General features: G+C 50.4%; 9 protein-coding genes. 8 read left to right on the top strand and 1 reads right to left on the bottom strand.

Annotation, left to right across the window (positions count from 1 at the left end; genetic code table 11):
* Positions 1–141: 141 nt before the first annotated feature.
* The 4 genes from QWI17_RS10390 (at position 142) to QWI17_RS10375 (ending at position 11,002) form a co-directional block, all read left to right on the top strand.
* A complete protein-coding gene (locus QWI17_RS10390) occupies positions 142–1,101 on the top strand; it encodes a GGDEF domain-containing response regulator (RefSeq protein WP_302722437.1) in 960 nt (319 codons plus the stop codon).
* A 22-nt stretch (positions 1,102–1,123) separates the two neighbouring features.
* Entirely contained in the window at positions 1,124–3,685 is a 2,562-nt protein-coding gene (locus tag QWI17_RS10385; RefSeq protein WP_302722436.1) for an ATP-binding protein, read from the top strand.
* On the top strand, positions 3,676–4,659 hold the full coding sequence (locus tag QWI17_RS10380) for a response regulator (RefSeq protein WP_302722435.1): 984 nt from the start codon (positions 3,676–3,678) through the stop codon (positions 4,657–4,659). Before QWI17_RS10385 ends, QWI17_RS10380 begins: the two co-directional genes overlap by 10 nt.
* 145 nt (positions 4,660–4,804) lie before the next feature.
* Positions 4,805–11,002 carry a discoidin domain-containing protein gene (locus QWI17_RS10375; RefSeq protein ID WP_302722434.1) on the top strand — a complete coding sequence of 2,066 codons (6,198 nt, stop codon included), beginning with the start codon at positions 4,805–4,807 and terminating at the stop codon, positions 11,000–11,002.
* Between the two features lie 28 nt (positions 11,003–11,030).
* Here the strand turns inward: QWI17_RS10375 and QWI17_RS10370 are convergent, their stop codons facing one another.
* Entirely contained in the window at positions 11,031–11,612 is a 582-nt protein-coding gene (locus QWI17_RS10370) for a hypothetical protein (protein WP_302722433.1), read from the bottom strand.
* Positions 11,613–11,760: 148 nt separating this feature from the next.
* On the opposite strand from QWI17_RS10370, the gene QWI17_RS10365 reads away from it, so the two are divergent.
* The 4 genes from QWI17_RS10365 to QWI17_RS10350 all read left to right on the top strand — a co-directional run bounded on the left by QWI17_RS10365 (position 11,761) and on the right by QWI17_RS10350 (position 17,373).
* On the top strand, positions 11,761–12,309 hold the full coding sequence (locus QWI17_RS10365; protein ID WP_302722432.1) for an RNA polymerase sigma factor: 549 nt from the start codon (positions 11,761–11,763) through the stop codon (positions 12,307–12,309).
* Between the two features lies 1 nt (position 12,310).
* Positions 12,311–13,357 (top strand): FecR family protein, encoded by a 1,047-nt coding sequence (locus QWI17_RS10360; RefSeq protein WP_302722431.1) that lies wholly within the window; start codon positions 12,311–12,313, stop codon positions 13,355–13,357.
* Positions 13,358–13,490: 133 nt separating this feature from the next.
* Positions 13,491–16,247, top strand: a complete 2,757-nt coding sequence (locus tag QWI17_RS10355) for a TonB-dependent receptor (RefSeq protein ID WP_302722430.1) — start codon at positions 13,491–13,493, stop codon at positions 16,245–16,247.
* Positions 16,248–16,434: 187 nt separating this feature from the next.
* The gene (locus QWI17_RS10350) at positions 16,435–17,373 is read left to right on the top strand and encodes a GGDEF domain-containing protein (RefSeq protein ID WP_302722429.1); all 939 of its coding nucleotides are present in this window, start codon (positions 16,435–16,437) and stop codon (positions 17,371–17,373) included.
* Positions 17,374–17,390 lie beyond the last annotated feature (17 nt).

Here is a 17,390-nt window from a genome sequence, read left to right as displayed (position 1 = left end):
TGAATACTATAGTTTGAATATGGCACTCAATGTGGTGCCGGAATGTAAAGTTGACTATATTTATCAAGTATTACTGTTATTACATCTCTAAGTGCTCTAATGACTGGAGTTACTTATTGCAAAAAGGTCTAGCGTGTCGTCATGGATAAAGAGTGGTTGGGGAAAGTGGCCGGGGCGAGAGTTCTTGTGGTCGACGATGAACCGATCAATGTCGAAGTGGTTAAGAGCATATTGCACGACCAATTTACGATCGAATCTGCGAGCTCGGGTCGCGAAGCCCTTAAACAGGCGGTGACGTTTTTGCCTGACGCTATTTTGTTAGACGTCGTGCTGGGGGGAATGACGGGTATCGAAGTCTGCAGGCAACTCAAAAGCAATCCCGACACCAGTGATATTCCCGTGTTATTTTTAACCAGTCTAGAGAGCAGGGCGAACGAGCAAATGTGTTGGGACGCGGGCGGCGTCGATTTTATCTTAAAACCGGTCAATCCGGATACTTTGCTGAATCGACTCAGGGTTCACTTAACCTTAAAGCTTCAGTCCGAATACCTGAAAAGTTTAGCGTTTCTTGACGGCTTAACCGGCCTTTACAATCGTCGCTATTTTGATGAACAAATGCGGCGCTTTTGGGCACAATTGCAGCGTAATAAGCGCCCGCTCAGCGTCCTGCTTATGGATGTCGACTACTTCAAACGCTATAACGATAGCCTTGGCCATCTGGCAGGCGACGATTGTCTTAAACAGGTGGCGTCGCTCCTGTCGATGTTCGCGCAGCGGCCGCTGGATATGGCGTGCCGCTACGGCGGTGAGGAATTTGCCATAATTTTGCCTGGCTCCGATATTGACGGCGCCATAGTGGTTGCCCAAAAGGTTCAGGACGGTTTGAGCCGGTTGGCAATAGCCCACACCGAGTCGCCCTTTAAGCGTGTGACCTTGAGTATTGGTGTGGCTTGCTGTGTGTATCAGGGCCTACACAGTAGCAATAATTTACTGCAAATGGCCGATGAGCGCCTTTATTACGCAAAAACACACGGACGCAATTGTATTGCTAGCTGTATACCTAAAGAAAAGGATCAAGCGTCGCTAAGCAGCGAACGGTAGGGAAATTAATTGGGAAATGACTATGACACTAAAGTCCAATAATAGAACTTTTGTTTACAGCCTATTGGGCGTGGTAGCGCTTTATACGATCGTTGCGATTTTCCTATATCAGTTTTCTTATCAAAGTACAGTGAATCAGTATTTGGCTGATGGGCAGGTCGATATTGAAGAGAAAGTAGCCGTAATTGAGGGGGAGCTCGAAGAGGCGCGCGCAGCCGTTGATTTTATTTCACAGCTACCTCCGATTCAGGGGATGGTTCGAGCGAGCCGTGCCGGTGGGGTCGACCCTTACGATGGTACTGAGTATCGTCAATGGGTGCTGAGGTTACAAACTATTTTTGATGCCTATATACGAGCGAACCCTGATGTTCTGCAAGTTCGGTACATCGGGTTCGCTAATAATGGCAGGGAGCTTGTTCGTGCAGAGCGTCGTCAAGGTGGCGTCACGCTCGTACCTGAATCGCTGTTGCAGGAAAAAGGGAATCGCATGTATATGCAAGCGGTCATGGACCTTCCGCGCGGGTTTATTCAACTTACACCCATCGAGTTGAATCGGGAGTTTGGTGTTTTGCAATACCCGGAAACCCCCGTTTATCGTGCTATGAAAGCGGTTTTTGACGAGAGTGGCGAGCACTATGGCGCCATCGTCATAAATTTTAGTGCTAAACATATATTTGATTTAATTGATTCGGTTTCGGACTCTGAGGGAAGCTACTTGCTCAATAATGAGGGGGATTACATCGTACATAAAAATCCCGCAAAAGCGTTCGCTTTTGAGCGAGATTCGCAAGCGAGCTGGGCTTTAGATTATAGCAGTGATTTACCTTCGCAGACTTGGAGGGAGTTTGCTCAAGCGCGTGATCTTCAAGACGAAAAAGTCTGGTATTTGGCAAGAAAAATTGTACTCAATCATGTGGATGGAGGTAACTACCTGTATCAGGTTTATCCCATTAAGGATGCCGACTTAGTCCATCGTACTCTCATGAAATTTTTAGGTTTGGTAGGCGTGTCTAGTGTGCTAATCATTATTGGTATAGCTACTGCGTTCTATTACCATCGCTCACTTACCAGTCAGAGACGTATTGGCAGTATTCAATCGCGTTATCAGGAGGTTGTTGACAGCACGCTCGATGCCATAATTTTAGTGGATGACAAGGTTAACATTCGAGAAACCAACGAGGCCGCGAGTCGTTTGTTTATGTGGGATAAACGTTCTGTAGTGGGGAAAAGTTTTCAGGACGGGTTTATCAGTAAAGATGAGCAGGATGTCTTTCGGCGGGCTTTTACTAAGGCGGTGATTGGTCACTCGGAGGTGATCGAAGAAATTGAATGTAAAAAATACTCCGAGGGCTGGTTTCATGGTTCTATATCAATTGCGCCGGTGCGAGGTGCACAGGAGCGAGTGGAAAGTATTGCGTTGGTTGTTCGTGATGTGACAGAGCAGCTTGGTGCGCGTCGATTATTACAGCAAAGCAATGAGGTGCTTGAGAAAAAAGTAGTGGAACGTACGCTTCAGCTAGAAGCCGCCGTTGAAGATGCCAAAAGTTCAAACGAATCTAAGGGTATATTTTTGGCCAATATGAGCCATGAGATTCGAACCCCAATCAATGGCGTGTACGGTATGCTGAATTTAATGCGCAAAGACCCTTTAACTGATGCCCAAAGCAGATATCTGGCTATGGCCGAAGAAAGCGTAAAATCGCTTTCGGCTATTATTAACGACATTCTCGATTTTTCCAAAATAGAAGCCAACAAGCTCGAGCTGGAAGAAATTGAGTTTGACTTGGCTAGTATGTTTCACTCGTGCTTGACTACATTTACTGTGTCCTGCGATAACAAAAAAATCGTATTGATTGGCGATACCTCTGAAATGCAAGAGCGTGCAGTAGTTTCGGACCCCAATCGGTTGCGGCAAATATTGAATAACCTCATCAGTAACGCGGTAAAGTATACGCAGGCGGGTTATGTCTTGGTGAAAATATCCAGCGAACGTGTTGGGGTGAATGTAAGAGTGCGCTGCAGTGTAAAAGATACCGGCGTAGGAATCCCCAAGGATATACAGAAAAGATTATTCACGCCTTTTGAGCAAGGAAAAAGCTCGACCGCGCGCAACTACGGCGGTACGGGATTGGGGTTGTCTATTTGTCGCCGTTTATGCGATATGCTCAGTGGTGAAATAACGCTTAGTAGCACGCCCAACAAAGGCAGTGAGTTTGTGTTCAGTGTCGAGCTAGGTGTGTGCGAGCGAGAGGCTCCGGCGCTATTGGAATTGTCGGGGCTCAATGTGTTGATAAGTCTTACCTGTGCGGCAGAAAGTGAAGTGGTCTATCGCATGCTTAGTGTAAATCAGGCAGAAGCTCGTATCGTCTCATCGCCGTTATCGACACTGCGCGAAATGACGGAGCCTAGCTGGAGAGCAACGGTGGTGATTTTAGACCTGGCGTCGTTTAGTGCTATACGCGAAGGCCTGGAGCGGTTGCTGGTCAATACCGAACCTGCCCATACTCCTTTAATACTGTTGTGCGGCAATGAAATTGAGCCGAAAAAGTCCGGACGGCTGCACTCGAAGGTTATTTGGAATTAATCGGGCGGCCCATATTTGATGAGTTATTGTGCTCGGCGCTACAACACTGGCGCAATCACCACAATTTGTTTTCAAAAGCGGGCAAGTTATTGCCCTCGAAGGAGGTTGTAAGTGCGTCCTATAGATCGGCAACGGTGTTAGTAGTCGACGACCACTTTATTAATCAAGAGGTTATTCGAGGCATGCTTGAAAGCATGGGGCTATTAGTCGCTGTGGCAAGAGATGGCCAGGAAGCCATTGATATTTTGCAAAAAAGTGGGTCAGATTTAGCCATTGCCGTCGTGTTTATGGACTGCCAAATGCCGGTCATGAACGGCTATGAAGCTACCGAGGCAATACGACGCGGTGATGCCGGAAGCGCCGCTGAGTCTATCCCTATTGTGGCATTGACCGCAGGAGCGATGGAGGGAGAGCGCCAGCGCTGTCTGGACGTGGGTATGACAGATTATTTAAGTAAGCCGATAGATGTACAGGCACTGGTGCATGTGTTGGATCGTTACCTTGAGCGGGCTGACACTGCTCAACCCCCAGATAGCAAAACCCCAACTGATACAAGCGATGATTCGGCAGGAGATAGCGCGGCGGCCAATGCGCTTTCGGCAAACGCCGCCCAAGCAAGTACGGCTACGCCAGTACACTGGGACCGCTCGGCGGCGCTGGCGCGCCTGGCAAATAATGAAACGATTTTGAATAAAATAGTGACTATGTACATCGAGTCGTCGCAGGAGAATGTGCAAAAGCTTGAGGCGGGTGCAGCGACTTCTGACCGGGAGGCTGTAAAGCATGAGGCCCACACACTAAAAGGTATATCGTCTAACGTTGGCGCTGTTTTTTTGGTTGCTTTGGCGCGAGAATTAGAGCAGGGAGCGCATGAGCTCGATACAAAAGACATTGAACGTCTGGTTCAGCAGGTAAAAAGCGCCCACCGCGAGCTATTGGTTATGTTGCAAGAGTACCTTGACCAGGCGGCTTGATTTTGGCCGCCGTAGTATTGGCGGAAATGTGGAGATTGTTCGTCCTATGTCCAGTTGTCGGGCTCTCGCCCGGTGAACCCATAATGAATAAATAGGTCGCTGGCTTTTGTGCCTCGCTGTGCGACTCACTGGACCGGAGAACACCATGTCTTATCCTGCATCCATTCTTGGCGGTTTGTGGTCGCCACGGGTACGCCGAATGCTGGCTTTACTCGTGATGGCTTTTGCCTCGCTCCATGCCGCGCCCTCAGCGGCACAAAGTGCCCCAGCTGAGGCAGATTTTCAGCGCGAAGTCGTTGCCGAAGGCCTCGATCTACCGATGGAATTTGAAATTTCCGAAGATGGCCGCGTATTTATCGCCAGTAAGTGTGGAGCGCTGTATGCCTGGAATATTGATAATGGGACGCCACAGCAAACCGCTACCGTACCCAATGTACGCTGTGTGTTTGAAGATGGGTTGCTGAGTGTTGCTCTCGACCCAAATTTTACCCAAAACAACTATATTTACTTTCAATACACATCGCCCGGTAGTATTACTCGGGTGTCACGTTTTGTCGTTACTCCTGACAACTCGTTGGATGAAAGTTCGGAATCCATCGTGCTGGAGTGGGTGACGGGTGACGAAGCGCATGGTCATATGGGGGGCTCGCTGCAGTTTGATACCGACGGCAACTTGATTATCACCACAGGTGATAACAAAGCCGCAGGCGGCTATCACCAGCCTTCGGCAGAGGGGACCTCGGGCAACACGAATGATCTGCGCGGTAAGGTGTTGCGCATTACTTCCACCGCGAATGGCAGCTATACGATTCCTGCCGGTAATTTATTCGCCGGCGATGCGCTGCATCGGCCAGAGATTTATGGCATGGGTTTTCGCAACCCGTTCCGTTTGAATGTTGACCCGGCAACGGGCTGCCTATATGTCGGGGATATTGGCCCTGACGCGTCGGCAGACAGTGCAGAAGGCCCGGGCGGGCTCGATGAAATCAATGAAATTTGCAGCGCCGGTAATTACGGCTGGCCATATATTATTGGTTACAATCAGCCTTACGCAGGGTTTGATCCGAATAACCTAGTCAACGATGCATTCGATAATACAGGCGCTACTAATCTGCCCAATGCCGTTGGAGCGATTTGGACTATTCGCCATCAAGCGACTATGGCCGGGCCGGTGTATCGTTACGATGAGTCTATTGAAAATGCATTTAAGTTACCCGAGTACTACGATGGGCGGCTTATTTTTTGGGACTTTAATAGCAGTCGTTTTTCCACGATTGATCTCGACTCTCCATCAACGCCAAAAACTTCAGAAGAATTTCCGCTCAACACTCAGGGATTTCAGGGCGCTATTGATGTAGAACTCGACCCGCGTACACATCAGTTGTACGTATTGCAGTGGGGCAGTGGCTGTTGCGACAAAGAACCCTACGGTGGTGGTGCGCTGTACCGTTTCGATTTCGTAGGCGGGCACAGTCAGGGTAACAATGTCGCGTTGGGCGGCTTGGCCAGTGCAAGCACAGAGGCCGGTGGCAATCTCGCCGCATACGCAATTGATGGTGATCCTCTTACGCGATGGGAAAGTGAAGCGTCCGATCCGCAAAGTCTGACCGTCGATTTGCAACAAGAAGTTCCCATCGGCTCTATCTCAATTTTGTGGGAAGGTGCCTACAGTTCGCGTTATGCCATTGAAGCTTCAGCCGACGGCGTAATCTGGATACCGTTAGCTGAAGAGTTAGCCGGCAGTGGCGGGACCCGACTGCATATTATCGACTCGGCCGATAGCTATCGCTACGTGCGCCTAACGGGCACGGAGCGCGGCACCGGTTATGGCCATTCAATATTTGAGTTTGAGGTTTACGCCAATGAAGTCGATGAGCCGGAAGAGCTCACCGAGTACGCCTATTTAAATATGCCGCGTAGCTTAGATGCCAACTTTACCGGAGTGCCTTTGCTGCTGTCTGAAACGGGTGCCTTTAGCGATACGGCGAATCTGGTGCCGAGTGAAAACTTGATTCCTTTTAAACCCAATACCAAATTGTGGTCTGACCGCGCGCTTAAGGAACGCTGGATTTCAATTCCTGCAGAGCGTCAGATAGATTGGCACGAAACTGAAAACTGGAGCTATCCGCAAGGCACTGTCGCGGTAAAACATTTTGAGTTGCCGCTGCTGGGCGACGGGCCGGGCGTGACCAAACGTTTAGAAACACGGCTAATTGTGATGCAGGCAAATGGTCGGGTATATGGTTTGACGTACAAGTGGCGCGACGATAATTCCGACGCGGATTTGCTGACCACGAGTGTACTGGAAGACATTGTCATTACCGATGACGACGGCTCAACTTGGACACAGACCTGGGCGTACCCGAGCCCCACGGAGTGCATCGATTGCCACAACGCCAGTTCCGCGCAGATTTTAGGGTTATCAACCCGCCAGTTAAACGGTGAATTCACCTACCCTGATGGCAGTACGCAAAATCAATTGATTCACCTAAACAATTTGAGTTTGTTTAACCCAGGTTTTAGCAACGCCAATGTTGGCAGCTTTGACAAAATGGTTGCCATTACGGATACCACGGCCACTCTGGAAACGCGCATTAAGTCCTACCTGGACACCAACTGTGCACATTGCCACGGTACCGGCAACGGTGGTTCGCAGTGGGATGCGCGCTATAACACGCCTTTGGCTGAAATGCGGGTCGTTGGCGAGGGCACTACGGGTATTCGCAATTACTTAAACTATTACGGCATTGAAAACGCCGAAGTGGTGACCCCGGGCGCACCACACGAGTCCATCTTGTATATCCGTGACAAAAGTGAAGACCCGGATGATCGTATGCCGCCTATCGGTCGGGCGTTAGAGCATACTGACTACATCAATGTTTTGGAACAATGGATTGACTCACTGGACGGTTTACAGCCCGAACCTGTGCTGATCAGTGCTAACGCGACTGCCACGGCCTCAAGTGCTGAAGGTGAATATGTCGCTGACTTTGCGACCGATGGCGATGTCAATACGCGCTGGTCTAGTGAGTTTGACGACCTACAAACACTGACGGTTGATTTACAAGATGTCTACCGCGTTGACGGTATTGTACTGAACTGGGAAGCCGCTTACGGCAGTGCCTATGTTATTGAAGGCTCGGTCGATGGAATCACCTGGCAAACCTTGTATACCCAAACGGTCGGTAGCGGCGGCGTGGAAACCTTGTCTAATCTGTCGGGCAACTATCGCTATGTGCGTTTGAGCGGTACCGAGCGTGGCACGGAATGGGGCTACTCGCTGTGGGAGCTGGAAGTATACGGCGGTGAGCCAGGCCCGGTGGCAAGTCTGGGCATTGTGGCACCGAATGACGGTGCGACCTACGCCGAGGGCAGTCATGTGTCGCTGAACGTCGACATCTCCGATGCCAGTTGGTTTGCCGGTGGTGGCAGCTACCAATATCAAATCAATGATGGATCGTTGGTTAATGTATCAAGTGCTACGGCTGTTAATCTTGGTGTGTTGCCTGTAGGTGCTTATCAGCTAGCCGTGCAGTTACGCGACAGCGCAGGCAATGCGGTAGGTGAGGCCGAATCTCTTAACTTCTCTGTTGTTCCGACGGTAGAGGCTGAATTGGTATCGCGGGGCAAGTCCGTCACTGTCTCCAGTGTAGAGGGGGACTACGTTGGCAATTTTGCTGTAGATGGCGATACAACTACACGTTGGAGCAGTGATTTCGAAGACCCGCAGTGGATTGAAATAGACCTCGGTGAAAGTTTCAACCTCGATCGCGTAGAGCTGCTTTGGGAGGCTGCTTATGCCAGTGCTTATCTCATAGAGGGTTCGGTTGACGGTGTTAGTTGGCAAACTCTGGTCACAGAAACTGCCAGTGACGGTGGTGCCGATAGCCACACCGATCTTGCCGGCAACTACCGCTTTATCCGTTTAACCGGAACCGCTCGTGCCACAGCCTGGGGCTATTCATTGTTTGAGTTCGAAGTGTGGGCCAGCGATCAAGTTAGCATTCCCGGCTTTAGTATTGATGCACCGCTCGCCGGTCAGCAGTATACCGAGGGCGATACGGTAGAACTCAGCGTACAGGTCGCCGATGCCGAGTGGTTCGCCAGCGGCAATGGCTTTATTTACTCTGTCGATGGCGGCACTCAACAAAGCAGCGGTCAGGCGAGCGTAAGCCTGGGTATGCCGGCGTTGGGCAACCACAGTGTGGAGGTCCAGTTGACAGCTAACGGTTCAGCCGTAGGGGAAGTTCAAACTCTGGTGTTTAGCATTATTGAACGTACCACCAATGGGGGTGAATTATTGTCCCTAAATAAACCGGTGATCACCTCCGAGGTAGAAGGCGATTTCCTTGGCGCTATGGCGGTCGACGGTGATATGGGCACGCGCTGGAGTAGTGCGGCGACCGATGATGAGTTTATTCAGGTGGATCTGGGGGCGAGTTACGCTATCGGGCGCGTCGAACTGGAGTGGGAGGCCGCTTACGGCACAGGCTACTTTATGGAGGCGTCTGACGACGGTGTTAGTTGGAGTGAAATTTACCGCACCACCAATGGCGATGGCGGCCTGGATACCCTTGAGGTCATGGGCCAGGGCCGCTATGTGCGCTTAACCGGCACCCAGCGTGCTACGCCTTATGGTTACTCGCTGTGGGAAATGCGCATCTACAGTGCCGGTGATGTGCAACCTATTGCCGATGTTGAATTTACGAGTCCAGCCAATGGCTCCGTATTTTCGGCCACAGAGACTGTAAGCTTCGCGGTGAGTATTGATGATGCGAGCTGGTTCAGTAGCGGCGGTAGTTATCAGTATCGGCTCAATGGCGCTGCACCGGTAAATCGCACGGATAGTGCAGCGGTCAATTTAGGCGTGTTGAGTGTTGGCGCACATACATTGGAGGTCGCTTTGCTTGATGCCAATGGTGTTGTTCTCAATAGCACCGATTCACTGAGCTTTAGTGTGATAGGGGATGGCGAAACGCCGGACACCCCGGCGCCGTCGAAGCTGTCCCCGGTACTTGCCTACGCAACCAGTGAGCAGGGTGGCAACCTGGCTAGCTTCGCCATTGACGGCGCGGGCGCTTTTCGCTGGGAAAGTGAGTCCGCCGACGCTCAGGCGTTGACTATCGACATGGGGGACAGTACCTACTTCACTCGTATCCGATTGGATTGGGAGGCCGCTTATGGACGTGCCTATCAGATTGATGTGTCTGACGATGGGGCGGTGTGGGACACCGTGTATGAGACTCAAAACAGCGATGGCGGCATCGATGACATTGCGCTCAACGGTGAGCAGGGGCGTTACATTCGTATGTTTGGACTCGAGCGTGCGACGGGTTATGGCTACTCCCTGTTTGAGGTCGATGTGTATGGTTTGTACGCCGAGCCCGGCATTGCCTTGATTGACGTATTGAGCCCGGCTAACGGTGCCAGCTTAAGTAAGGGCGACTCCGTCACCCTGCAAGTGTCGCTGACTGACAGTGACTGGTTTGCCAATGGTGGCGGTTATCGCTACACATTGGATGGCGCAGCCGCGGTAACTATCAGCAGCGATGCCCCCATTAGCTTGGGTAACTTTGCTACCGGGCGTCACAGCCTGAGTGTGACTTTGGTCGATAACAATGGCGCTGCCGTCAGCATACCGCGTAACCACACTTTTACCGTGAGCTGCGGTAACGATTGCCCCAATGTGCTGGTGTTTTCCAAGACATCCGGCTTCCGTCACGGCTCGATTCCTGCGGGCATTGCTATGGTGCAAAGCATCGCCGACGATTACGGTTATGGCATCACCGCTTCGGAAGATGCGTCTTTGTTTACCGATGCTACCTTGGCAAGCTTTGACACCGTTGTGTTTATGAATACTACCGGAGATATCTTTACGGATGATCAAAAGGCTGCGTTCCGCCGCTACATTGAAAGCGGTGGTGGTTATGTGGGTACGCACTCAGCGGCCGATACCGAGCACAGTTGGGATTGGTATACGGATACGTTAATGGGGGGCGCCGAGTTTATTCATCACGGTGATGGCATACCCAGGGCGCGTGTGGCGGTTGAGCAAACGACGGACCCGTTGGTAAGCCATATTGGCAGTGAATGGTATCTTGCCGACGAGTGGTATTTCTGGGAATCCAGCCCTCGCGGCGTTGGCAATATTGAAATTCTGGCCAATTTAGATCGCAGTAGCTACCCTTCCAACTACCCGGTAGAAGATCACCCCGTGATCTTTAAAAACACCGTTGGGGCGGGGCGGGCTTTCTATACCGCAGTGGGGCATGTCGACGCCAATTTTGCCGACCCCAATATGGTGGAAAGCATCCGCAAAGCTATCGAATGGACGTCACAATAGCCTGAGTTACTACCGCCCTGCGGGACGGTTATTGCTCTATGGCGCTCAATGCCAGCTTTTCAATCTCGCTAAAATAGTCAGCAAGGAGCGCTGACCCTGCCGCAGTGGCGATTACCCAATAATCGCCACTGCTTTTTTGCAACAAAAAGTAGCTTACCGGCTCTGCGTCATAGCCTTTAACAAACTCCAACGATCTACCCTCCAGAGATCCCAGAGGTGTCGTCAAAACCCTTCCGCTGTGCACTTGACGAACGCTGTCGAGTCGGCGTGAGCGCTTTAGGGTTTGCAATAAATCAAACCAAAGCACCTGATTGGTGACCTTGTGCATGGATATAGTCTGCGCGGTTACGACGTAGACGGGTTCGTCGTTAATTGTGCGTACTAGAACTTTGGGCCCACCTTTGTTCTCAGCAAGCCAGGACAAGGTGAGACTTTTATCAGGTAAAAAACACAAGTCTTCGTAAAAACAACGACTTGGCTCCAGTGGACCACTTTGCGAATTTGCCAAAGGTGGAAAACCTAACACCCCAAAACTTGTTATACCAACAATCAACCAAGCGCGAAAGCGCTGACGGAGATGTTGCGTAAGTTTGCTATGGCGCTGTTGCATTATTTTTATCGTGCCCCGCATGGAGGAAATAGTGGTCTGGGTCGTCGATTATTGTATGACCAGATAATGCCACGTCTCCGGTATAAAGAAAATGCTCCGGGTCTGTATCTCGGGGTGACAATAATAATGAGTAATGCCAGGTGACTACATGCGCTATGCCAGAGGTATTGAACAGGTCTATTTTAAGGCATTAGGCCTTATTACACGCACAGTCGGCAGGGTAGTGCCCCCAGATGATGTAGAAGACATTGTGCAGGAAACCTACGTCAAGGCTTGCCAGGTGAAAAACGAAAGCGATATTCGCAACCCTCAAGCATTTTTGCTAAAGATGGCGCGAAACCTAGCGCTGGACCACATTAAACGGGCAGAATTTCGCCTGGCCTCTAGTATGAGTGGTGCTGCAGGCGAGACGGATTATGAACCGCGTTCTAGTGGCGATTTAACCCACGACACAGCCGCCGGTGATCAGGAGTTTGCACTTTTTTGTGAATCCATTCGACAGTTGCCGCAACAAAGTCGGCGGGCTTTTGTGCTGAAAAAGGTCTATGGCTATAGTCAAAAAGAGATTGCCATTCAGTTGGGGGTCAGTGAAAGCACAGTGGAAAAACACATTGCCAGTGGGTTATTGAAATCTCGCCAGTTTATGATGAAGCATGCATCGGTAGCGGAATTTGCCAAACCCTCAGTGAGAGAATGACATGACGAACGTTTACCAGCTGCCACGCAAGGACGATGTGCAGGCTGCCGCCGCTACATGGGTTGCAGCGATCGATCGCGGCTTAACCGTAAGTGAAGAGCGGCAATTGCAATGCTGGCTGGCAGCAAGCAGTGCTCACAGCGTGGCGATGCAGGAAATGACCGAGCACTGGGAGGGGCTCGATGTGCTGGAGCGCCTTGCGAAATTGTTTCCAGAGGCATCAAACTCATCTGCCGCTGCATCGAATCCTTTTTCGGACTGGCTTACAGCCGGGTTGTCGGTAGCAGCGATCGCTCTATTTATGGTGGTTACTGTAGCTTTCTGGCAGACCAGTTTGGTGCCGGTCTATTCAGGTAATATTGAAAAAATGGCTACGGGAGTAGGGCAGAGAACAACGTACCGCTTAAGTGATGGTAGCCAACTCACGCTGAATACCGATACAAATATAGAGATTAATTTTACCAAATACTATCGCGATATATATTTGGATAAAGGTGAGCTTCATATTCAGGTTGCCAAAGATCGGGAGCGGCCACTTCGTGTTTTTTCCAATGACAAACTGGTGCAGGCCGTAGGCACCGCTTTTAATGTCGAGCTTCTTCGTAGTGGAGATGTCGAGTTGGTGGTAACCGAGGGCATTGTCAATACCTCGCGCATTGAAAAGAAGGCGGGCCGTGTTATGTCGGCCGCCAGCAAAGTCATTGAGTCTCCGATTCTATCTCAGGTGAAGCCAGGTAAGCGCGTGGTGTTGAGCAATGATGAACCCGAAGTTCATGCCCTTGATGCTCGGGATGTACAATCAGTGCTTAGCTGGCAGCGTGGTGAACTTGTGTTTCGGGGCGAGCGACTTGACGATGCGCTGCGTGAGGTTGAACGCTATACCAACCAAGAACTGATTCTTAAAGATCAGTCCTTGGCGGAGGTTAAGATAGCGGGACTGTTTAGGACCGGAGATGTGAAAGGGTTGCTGGCGAGCCTGGAGAAAAATTTCAGTATTAAATCTCGGTTGATCGATTCAAATAAGTTCGAACTGTATAAAAATAATTAATCAGTTGTATTAAACTCAATTAATGAATGAAGCTACTTGGCGGAAATTTGTCAACGTTTCGTCTTCGTGTGTAGTGAATGCACAGTTCACTATCGAGGTATCAAACATTAAATCTCTAATGTGGCTATTTGTTGTGTTGTTGCTAGCGTCCAAGAGCGTCAATGCAAGTGAAGAGTTTTATAGTTTCGATATTCCTCGGCAAAGTGCTGACCTGTCGCTGACAGAGTTTGCCTCGCAGGCGAAGATGACCTTGATCTTTCCTTACGATTTGGTAAAGAAAGAAACCGCGAATGCGCTAAAGGGACGTTATGTCATTGCTCAGGCAATGGATATTTTGCTCGAGGGAACATCACTCCACTACTCGGTCAGTGATGATGGTCAGCTGAATATATATTCGGACCATTTAACGAGTGAGAGCAATAATATGAAAAAGAAACACATGGCGTTAGCGGTCGCTGGCGCACTGAGTACACTTACCACCGCAGCAACTCTTGCCCAAGAGGCTTCGCAAGTGTCTGCTCGAGGGCTGGAGGAGGTGACGGTCACGGCCCGGCGCAAAGAAGAGAATCTACAACAAGTGCCCGATACCGTCGTTGCCCTGTCTACGGAGACGATTGAACGTGGCAATATTGAAGCCGCGCGTGATATTACGGTGCGTATTCCCAATGTTGCGATCACGGAGTCTTTAAGCCCTACCTCGACATTTCTTATTGTTCGCGGCATATCGTCGGTACGAAATTCGGAGCCAGCGGTTGCTGTGGTGGTTGATGGGGTGCAAGTCGGCAGTGCCTCAGAGGTATCGCAGTCGTTCTACGACGTTGAACAAATTGAACTGCTAAAAGGGCCTCAGGGTGCTCTTTATGGCCGTAACGCGTTAGGCGGTGCATTAATTATTACCTCAAAAAAGCCTAGCACCGACTTTGAGGGAAAATTTAATATTGGAGTGGGCAGTGGGGATCTGTATGAGGCGACAGGCTCATTATCTGGCGGCTTAACCGATGAGTTGATGTTCCGTGTGTCTGGTAATTTGCGATCTTTTGGCGGCACCATTGAAAATGAATACCTAAACCGGGTTTACGAACGCAATGGCCGCGGGGTGACGGGCTCCGCTCCTGATAACAGCTATATGGATTTTGAGGAGGATCGCGATTTTCGCGCACAACTACTGTGGGAGCCAACCGATCAAACGAGCTTCGACTTGCGCTATGCCCACAATGGCCTTGAAGCTGGCGCAATGTGGTATCGCAACTTGTATCGCCTTGAGACTGACCCTAACGAAGTATACGAGTTCCCCATCAACTCCAACGGTAATCCTACTGCTGTCCGAACTATTGACACCCTAACGTTGAAGGCTGAGCATGATTTCGACTTCGCCACGTTTACATCCATCACTAACGCTACGGACACCAATGAGCGTTATGGGGTGGCTGGAGAAACCCGCGGCAATGATCGAACCGGAAATGTGTTGTTCTTTACCGAGCCTTTTGTTAACGAATTTATAGACGGACTTAGTTCTGACACTGATCGGGATTTTTTTAGTGCACAGCTTGGCGATTGGGCGGCGGGAAACTTCGTCGGTTCCGATCAGTACTACGATGTGCAAACCGTATCGCAAGAATTTCGGTTAACCGGTAGCAGTGACAAACTGGACTACGTCTTAGGCGCTTATGCACTTCTGACTGACCGCTCTGACACCTTGCGCTCGACGTGGGAAACGCCAAATGGCCAACCATTTGATTGCGAACCCGCCTATCCGGGTGGCCCGGTAGTGACTAATTTCGCGTGCAATGGCTTGATTGATGCTACGCAGAACGAGCAAGATAATCAGGCTTGGGCAGTGTTCTTTAGCACCGATTATGATCTATCCGAGAATCTGACTTTGACGGTTGCGGGTCGCTACGATGAAGACCAGCGTGAAGTGACACGCATCGATGGCCCTACCGTAGATACCAATGGTGTTGGTGTGGGTAACAAGTGCGATGCCGAGCTAAACCCCGAAAGTTGTGCCGCGGCGGGCTCCAAAATCAGCGAAACCTTTAGCGCCTTTCAGCCTAAGGTATCGCTAGCGTATACGCCCACTGATGCTTTGACTTTATATGGTACCGCAGCGCGTGGCTTCCGTAGCGGCGGTTTTAATGCGTCAGGCGCACTGTTGGCTGACAGCTACGATCAGGAAACTCTCGACAGTTTTGAAATAGGGTTCAAGTCGACGCTTTTGGGCAATCAATTGCGCATCAATGGCTCGGCCTTTCACCAACGCTATGAAAACGCTCAACAGTTTGAATTCGATGGCAACATTTTTGTTCAGAGTCTTTACAATATTCCCGAAAGTGAGATCAATGGGGTGGAGTTTAGCCTGGACTATGCCATCAGTGATTCATTGTTGTTGAGTGCAGGTGTGGGTTTGATGGAGTCTGAAATCGTTGAATTCGATACTGAAATTCGCGACCGTATGCGCTCGGAACTACTGGCGCGTACCGCCAACAGTGTTAAATTACCGGATGGTACCGCCCAGGCATTTGACAAAAACTTCCAGGGAGAGAAGATGCCAAACTTCCCGCATCAGTCGGCCAATATCTCCCTGCGGCATGACTTGCCTCTCGGTGCGAATGCGCTGATTACACAGGTTGACTACAGTTATACCGCCGACCGCTACTGGTGGATTGACGGTCAGGATGTACAGGATGATGTGGGGCTGTTAAGTGGCAGCATTGCTTATGTTCTTCGCGAAGATCTCGAGGTTCAACTGTGGTGTAAAAACTGCCTGGACGAGGAGTACGACTCTGAGTATGCGCCAACGGAGAAGGAACTTTTTGGCGGGGCTGCAAAGGATGTCGCCTACCGGGCCCGTGGCATAACTTTTGGTGTTCAGCTCAAATATGATTTCTAGGTAGGTTCTCAAACGACTTCTTAAATTAATAGCATCTCCCTCTTGTGGCGGGCTTGTCCCGCCTTTTTTGCAAGCAAATCTCACCGCTGTTCGCCTAATTCTGTGCTATGTTGTAATTTATGCCACCGGTTTTAGTGGCGACTAAAGTGTTGTACTTAAACACTTAACAATAGCCGAGGGTGGCGGTTTGCATACGAATATACAAGGTGAGTTCGACCGGTCATTGCTGCACGCTATTCAAGAGGCTTCACCCGATGGAATCCTGGTGGTAGATTCCGAAGGTGGGATGGTTTCTTATAACCTGCGCTTTGTCGAATTGTGGCAACTGGAGGATGTGCTGGCCTCGCACTCTAAGGGGCTCAAGGGAGCGGTTGCAGAGCCACCACTGTTGGCCTATGCGTTGGAGAAGCTAAAGCACCCGGATGAATTTCTCCAGCGCGTTACCCATCTCTATGCTAACCCGCGGGAGGAAGACTACACGGAAATTGAGTTGCGTGATGGTAGGGTTCTGGAAAGGCACTCAAAAGGGTTGTTTGCAAAAGACGACACCTACTTAGGTCGAGTGTGGTTCTTTCGCGATATAACCTCTCGTAAACAAGTGGAAGAGGCTCTGCGCGAGAGTGCAAGCTTCGACATGCTGACTGGCCAAATGAACCGAAGGTACTTTTTAGAGTCGGCTGCTGCAGAGTTTGAGCGAGCGCGGCGGTTTGGGCAGACATTGGCAGTGGGGATGATAGATCTCGATTTTTTTAAGGTGATTAACGATAAATTTGGTCATGCAGCAGGGGATTACGTCCTACAAACTGTGTGCAAACGCTGGAGTGACACTCTGCGCAGCGTCGATTTACTGGGGCGTATTGGGGGGGAAGAGTTTGCCATTATACTTCCGCAAATTGATGCTGAAGGCGTGCAGAGCGTGGCTACCCGACTGACGCAAGTTATTAGCCGGCACCCGTTTACTTTTGAGAATGCTGCTCTGTCTGTGTCGATCAGTGGTGGCGTGGTGTGGTTGAACCAACAAGATCAAAATATTGAGGAAACACTGCGCCGTGCAGATAGGCTGCTTTATCAGGCTAAAGAGCAAGGCAGGAACCGGATACTGGTAGAAGAACACCCGCCTATCTAACTAACGGAGCCCGCATC

The sequence above is a fragment of the Gilvimarinus gilvus genome (assembly GCF_030518155.1).
GTDB lineage: Bacteria > Pseudomonadota > Gammaproteobacteria > Pseudomonadales > Cellvibrionaceae > Gilvimarinus > Gilvimarinus gilvus.
This window is presented reverse-complemented; position numbering and strand designations above follow the sequence as displayed.

Excerpts from the sequence above, each read along its gene's own strand:
- QWI17_RS10390 (WP_302722437.1), top strand. The coding sequence starts at position 142 with ATGGATAAAGAGTGGTTGGGGAAAGTGGCCGGGGCGAGAGTTCTTGTG.
- QWI17_RS10385 (WP_302722436.1), top strand. The coding sequence starts at position 1,124 with ATGACACTAAAGTCCAATAATAGAACTTTTGTTTACAGCCTATTGGGC.
- QWI17_RS10375 (WP_302722434.1), top strand. The coding sequence starts at position 4,805 with ATGTCTTATCCTGCATCCATTCTTGGCGGTTTGTGGTCGCCACGGGTA.
- QWI17_RS10370 (WP_302722433.1), bottom strand. The coding sequence starts at position 11,612 with ATGCAACAGCGCCATAGCAAACTTACGCAACATCTCCGTCAGCGCTTT.
- QWI17_RS10365 (WP_302722432.1), top strand. The coding sequence starts at position 11,761 with ATGCGCTATGCCAGAGGTATTGAACAGGTCTATTTTAAGGCATTAGGC.
- QWI17_RS10360 (WP_302722431.1), top strand. The coding sequence starts at position 12,311 with ATGACGAACGTTTACCAGCTGCCACGCAAGGACGATGTGCAGGCTGCC.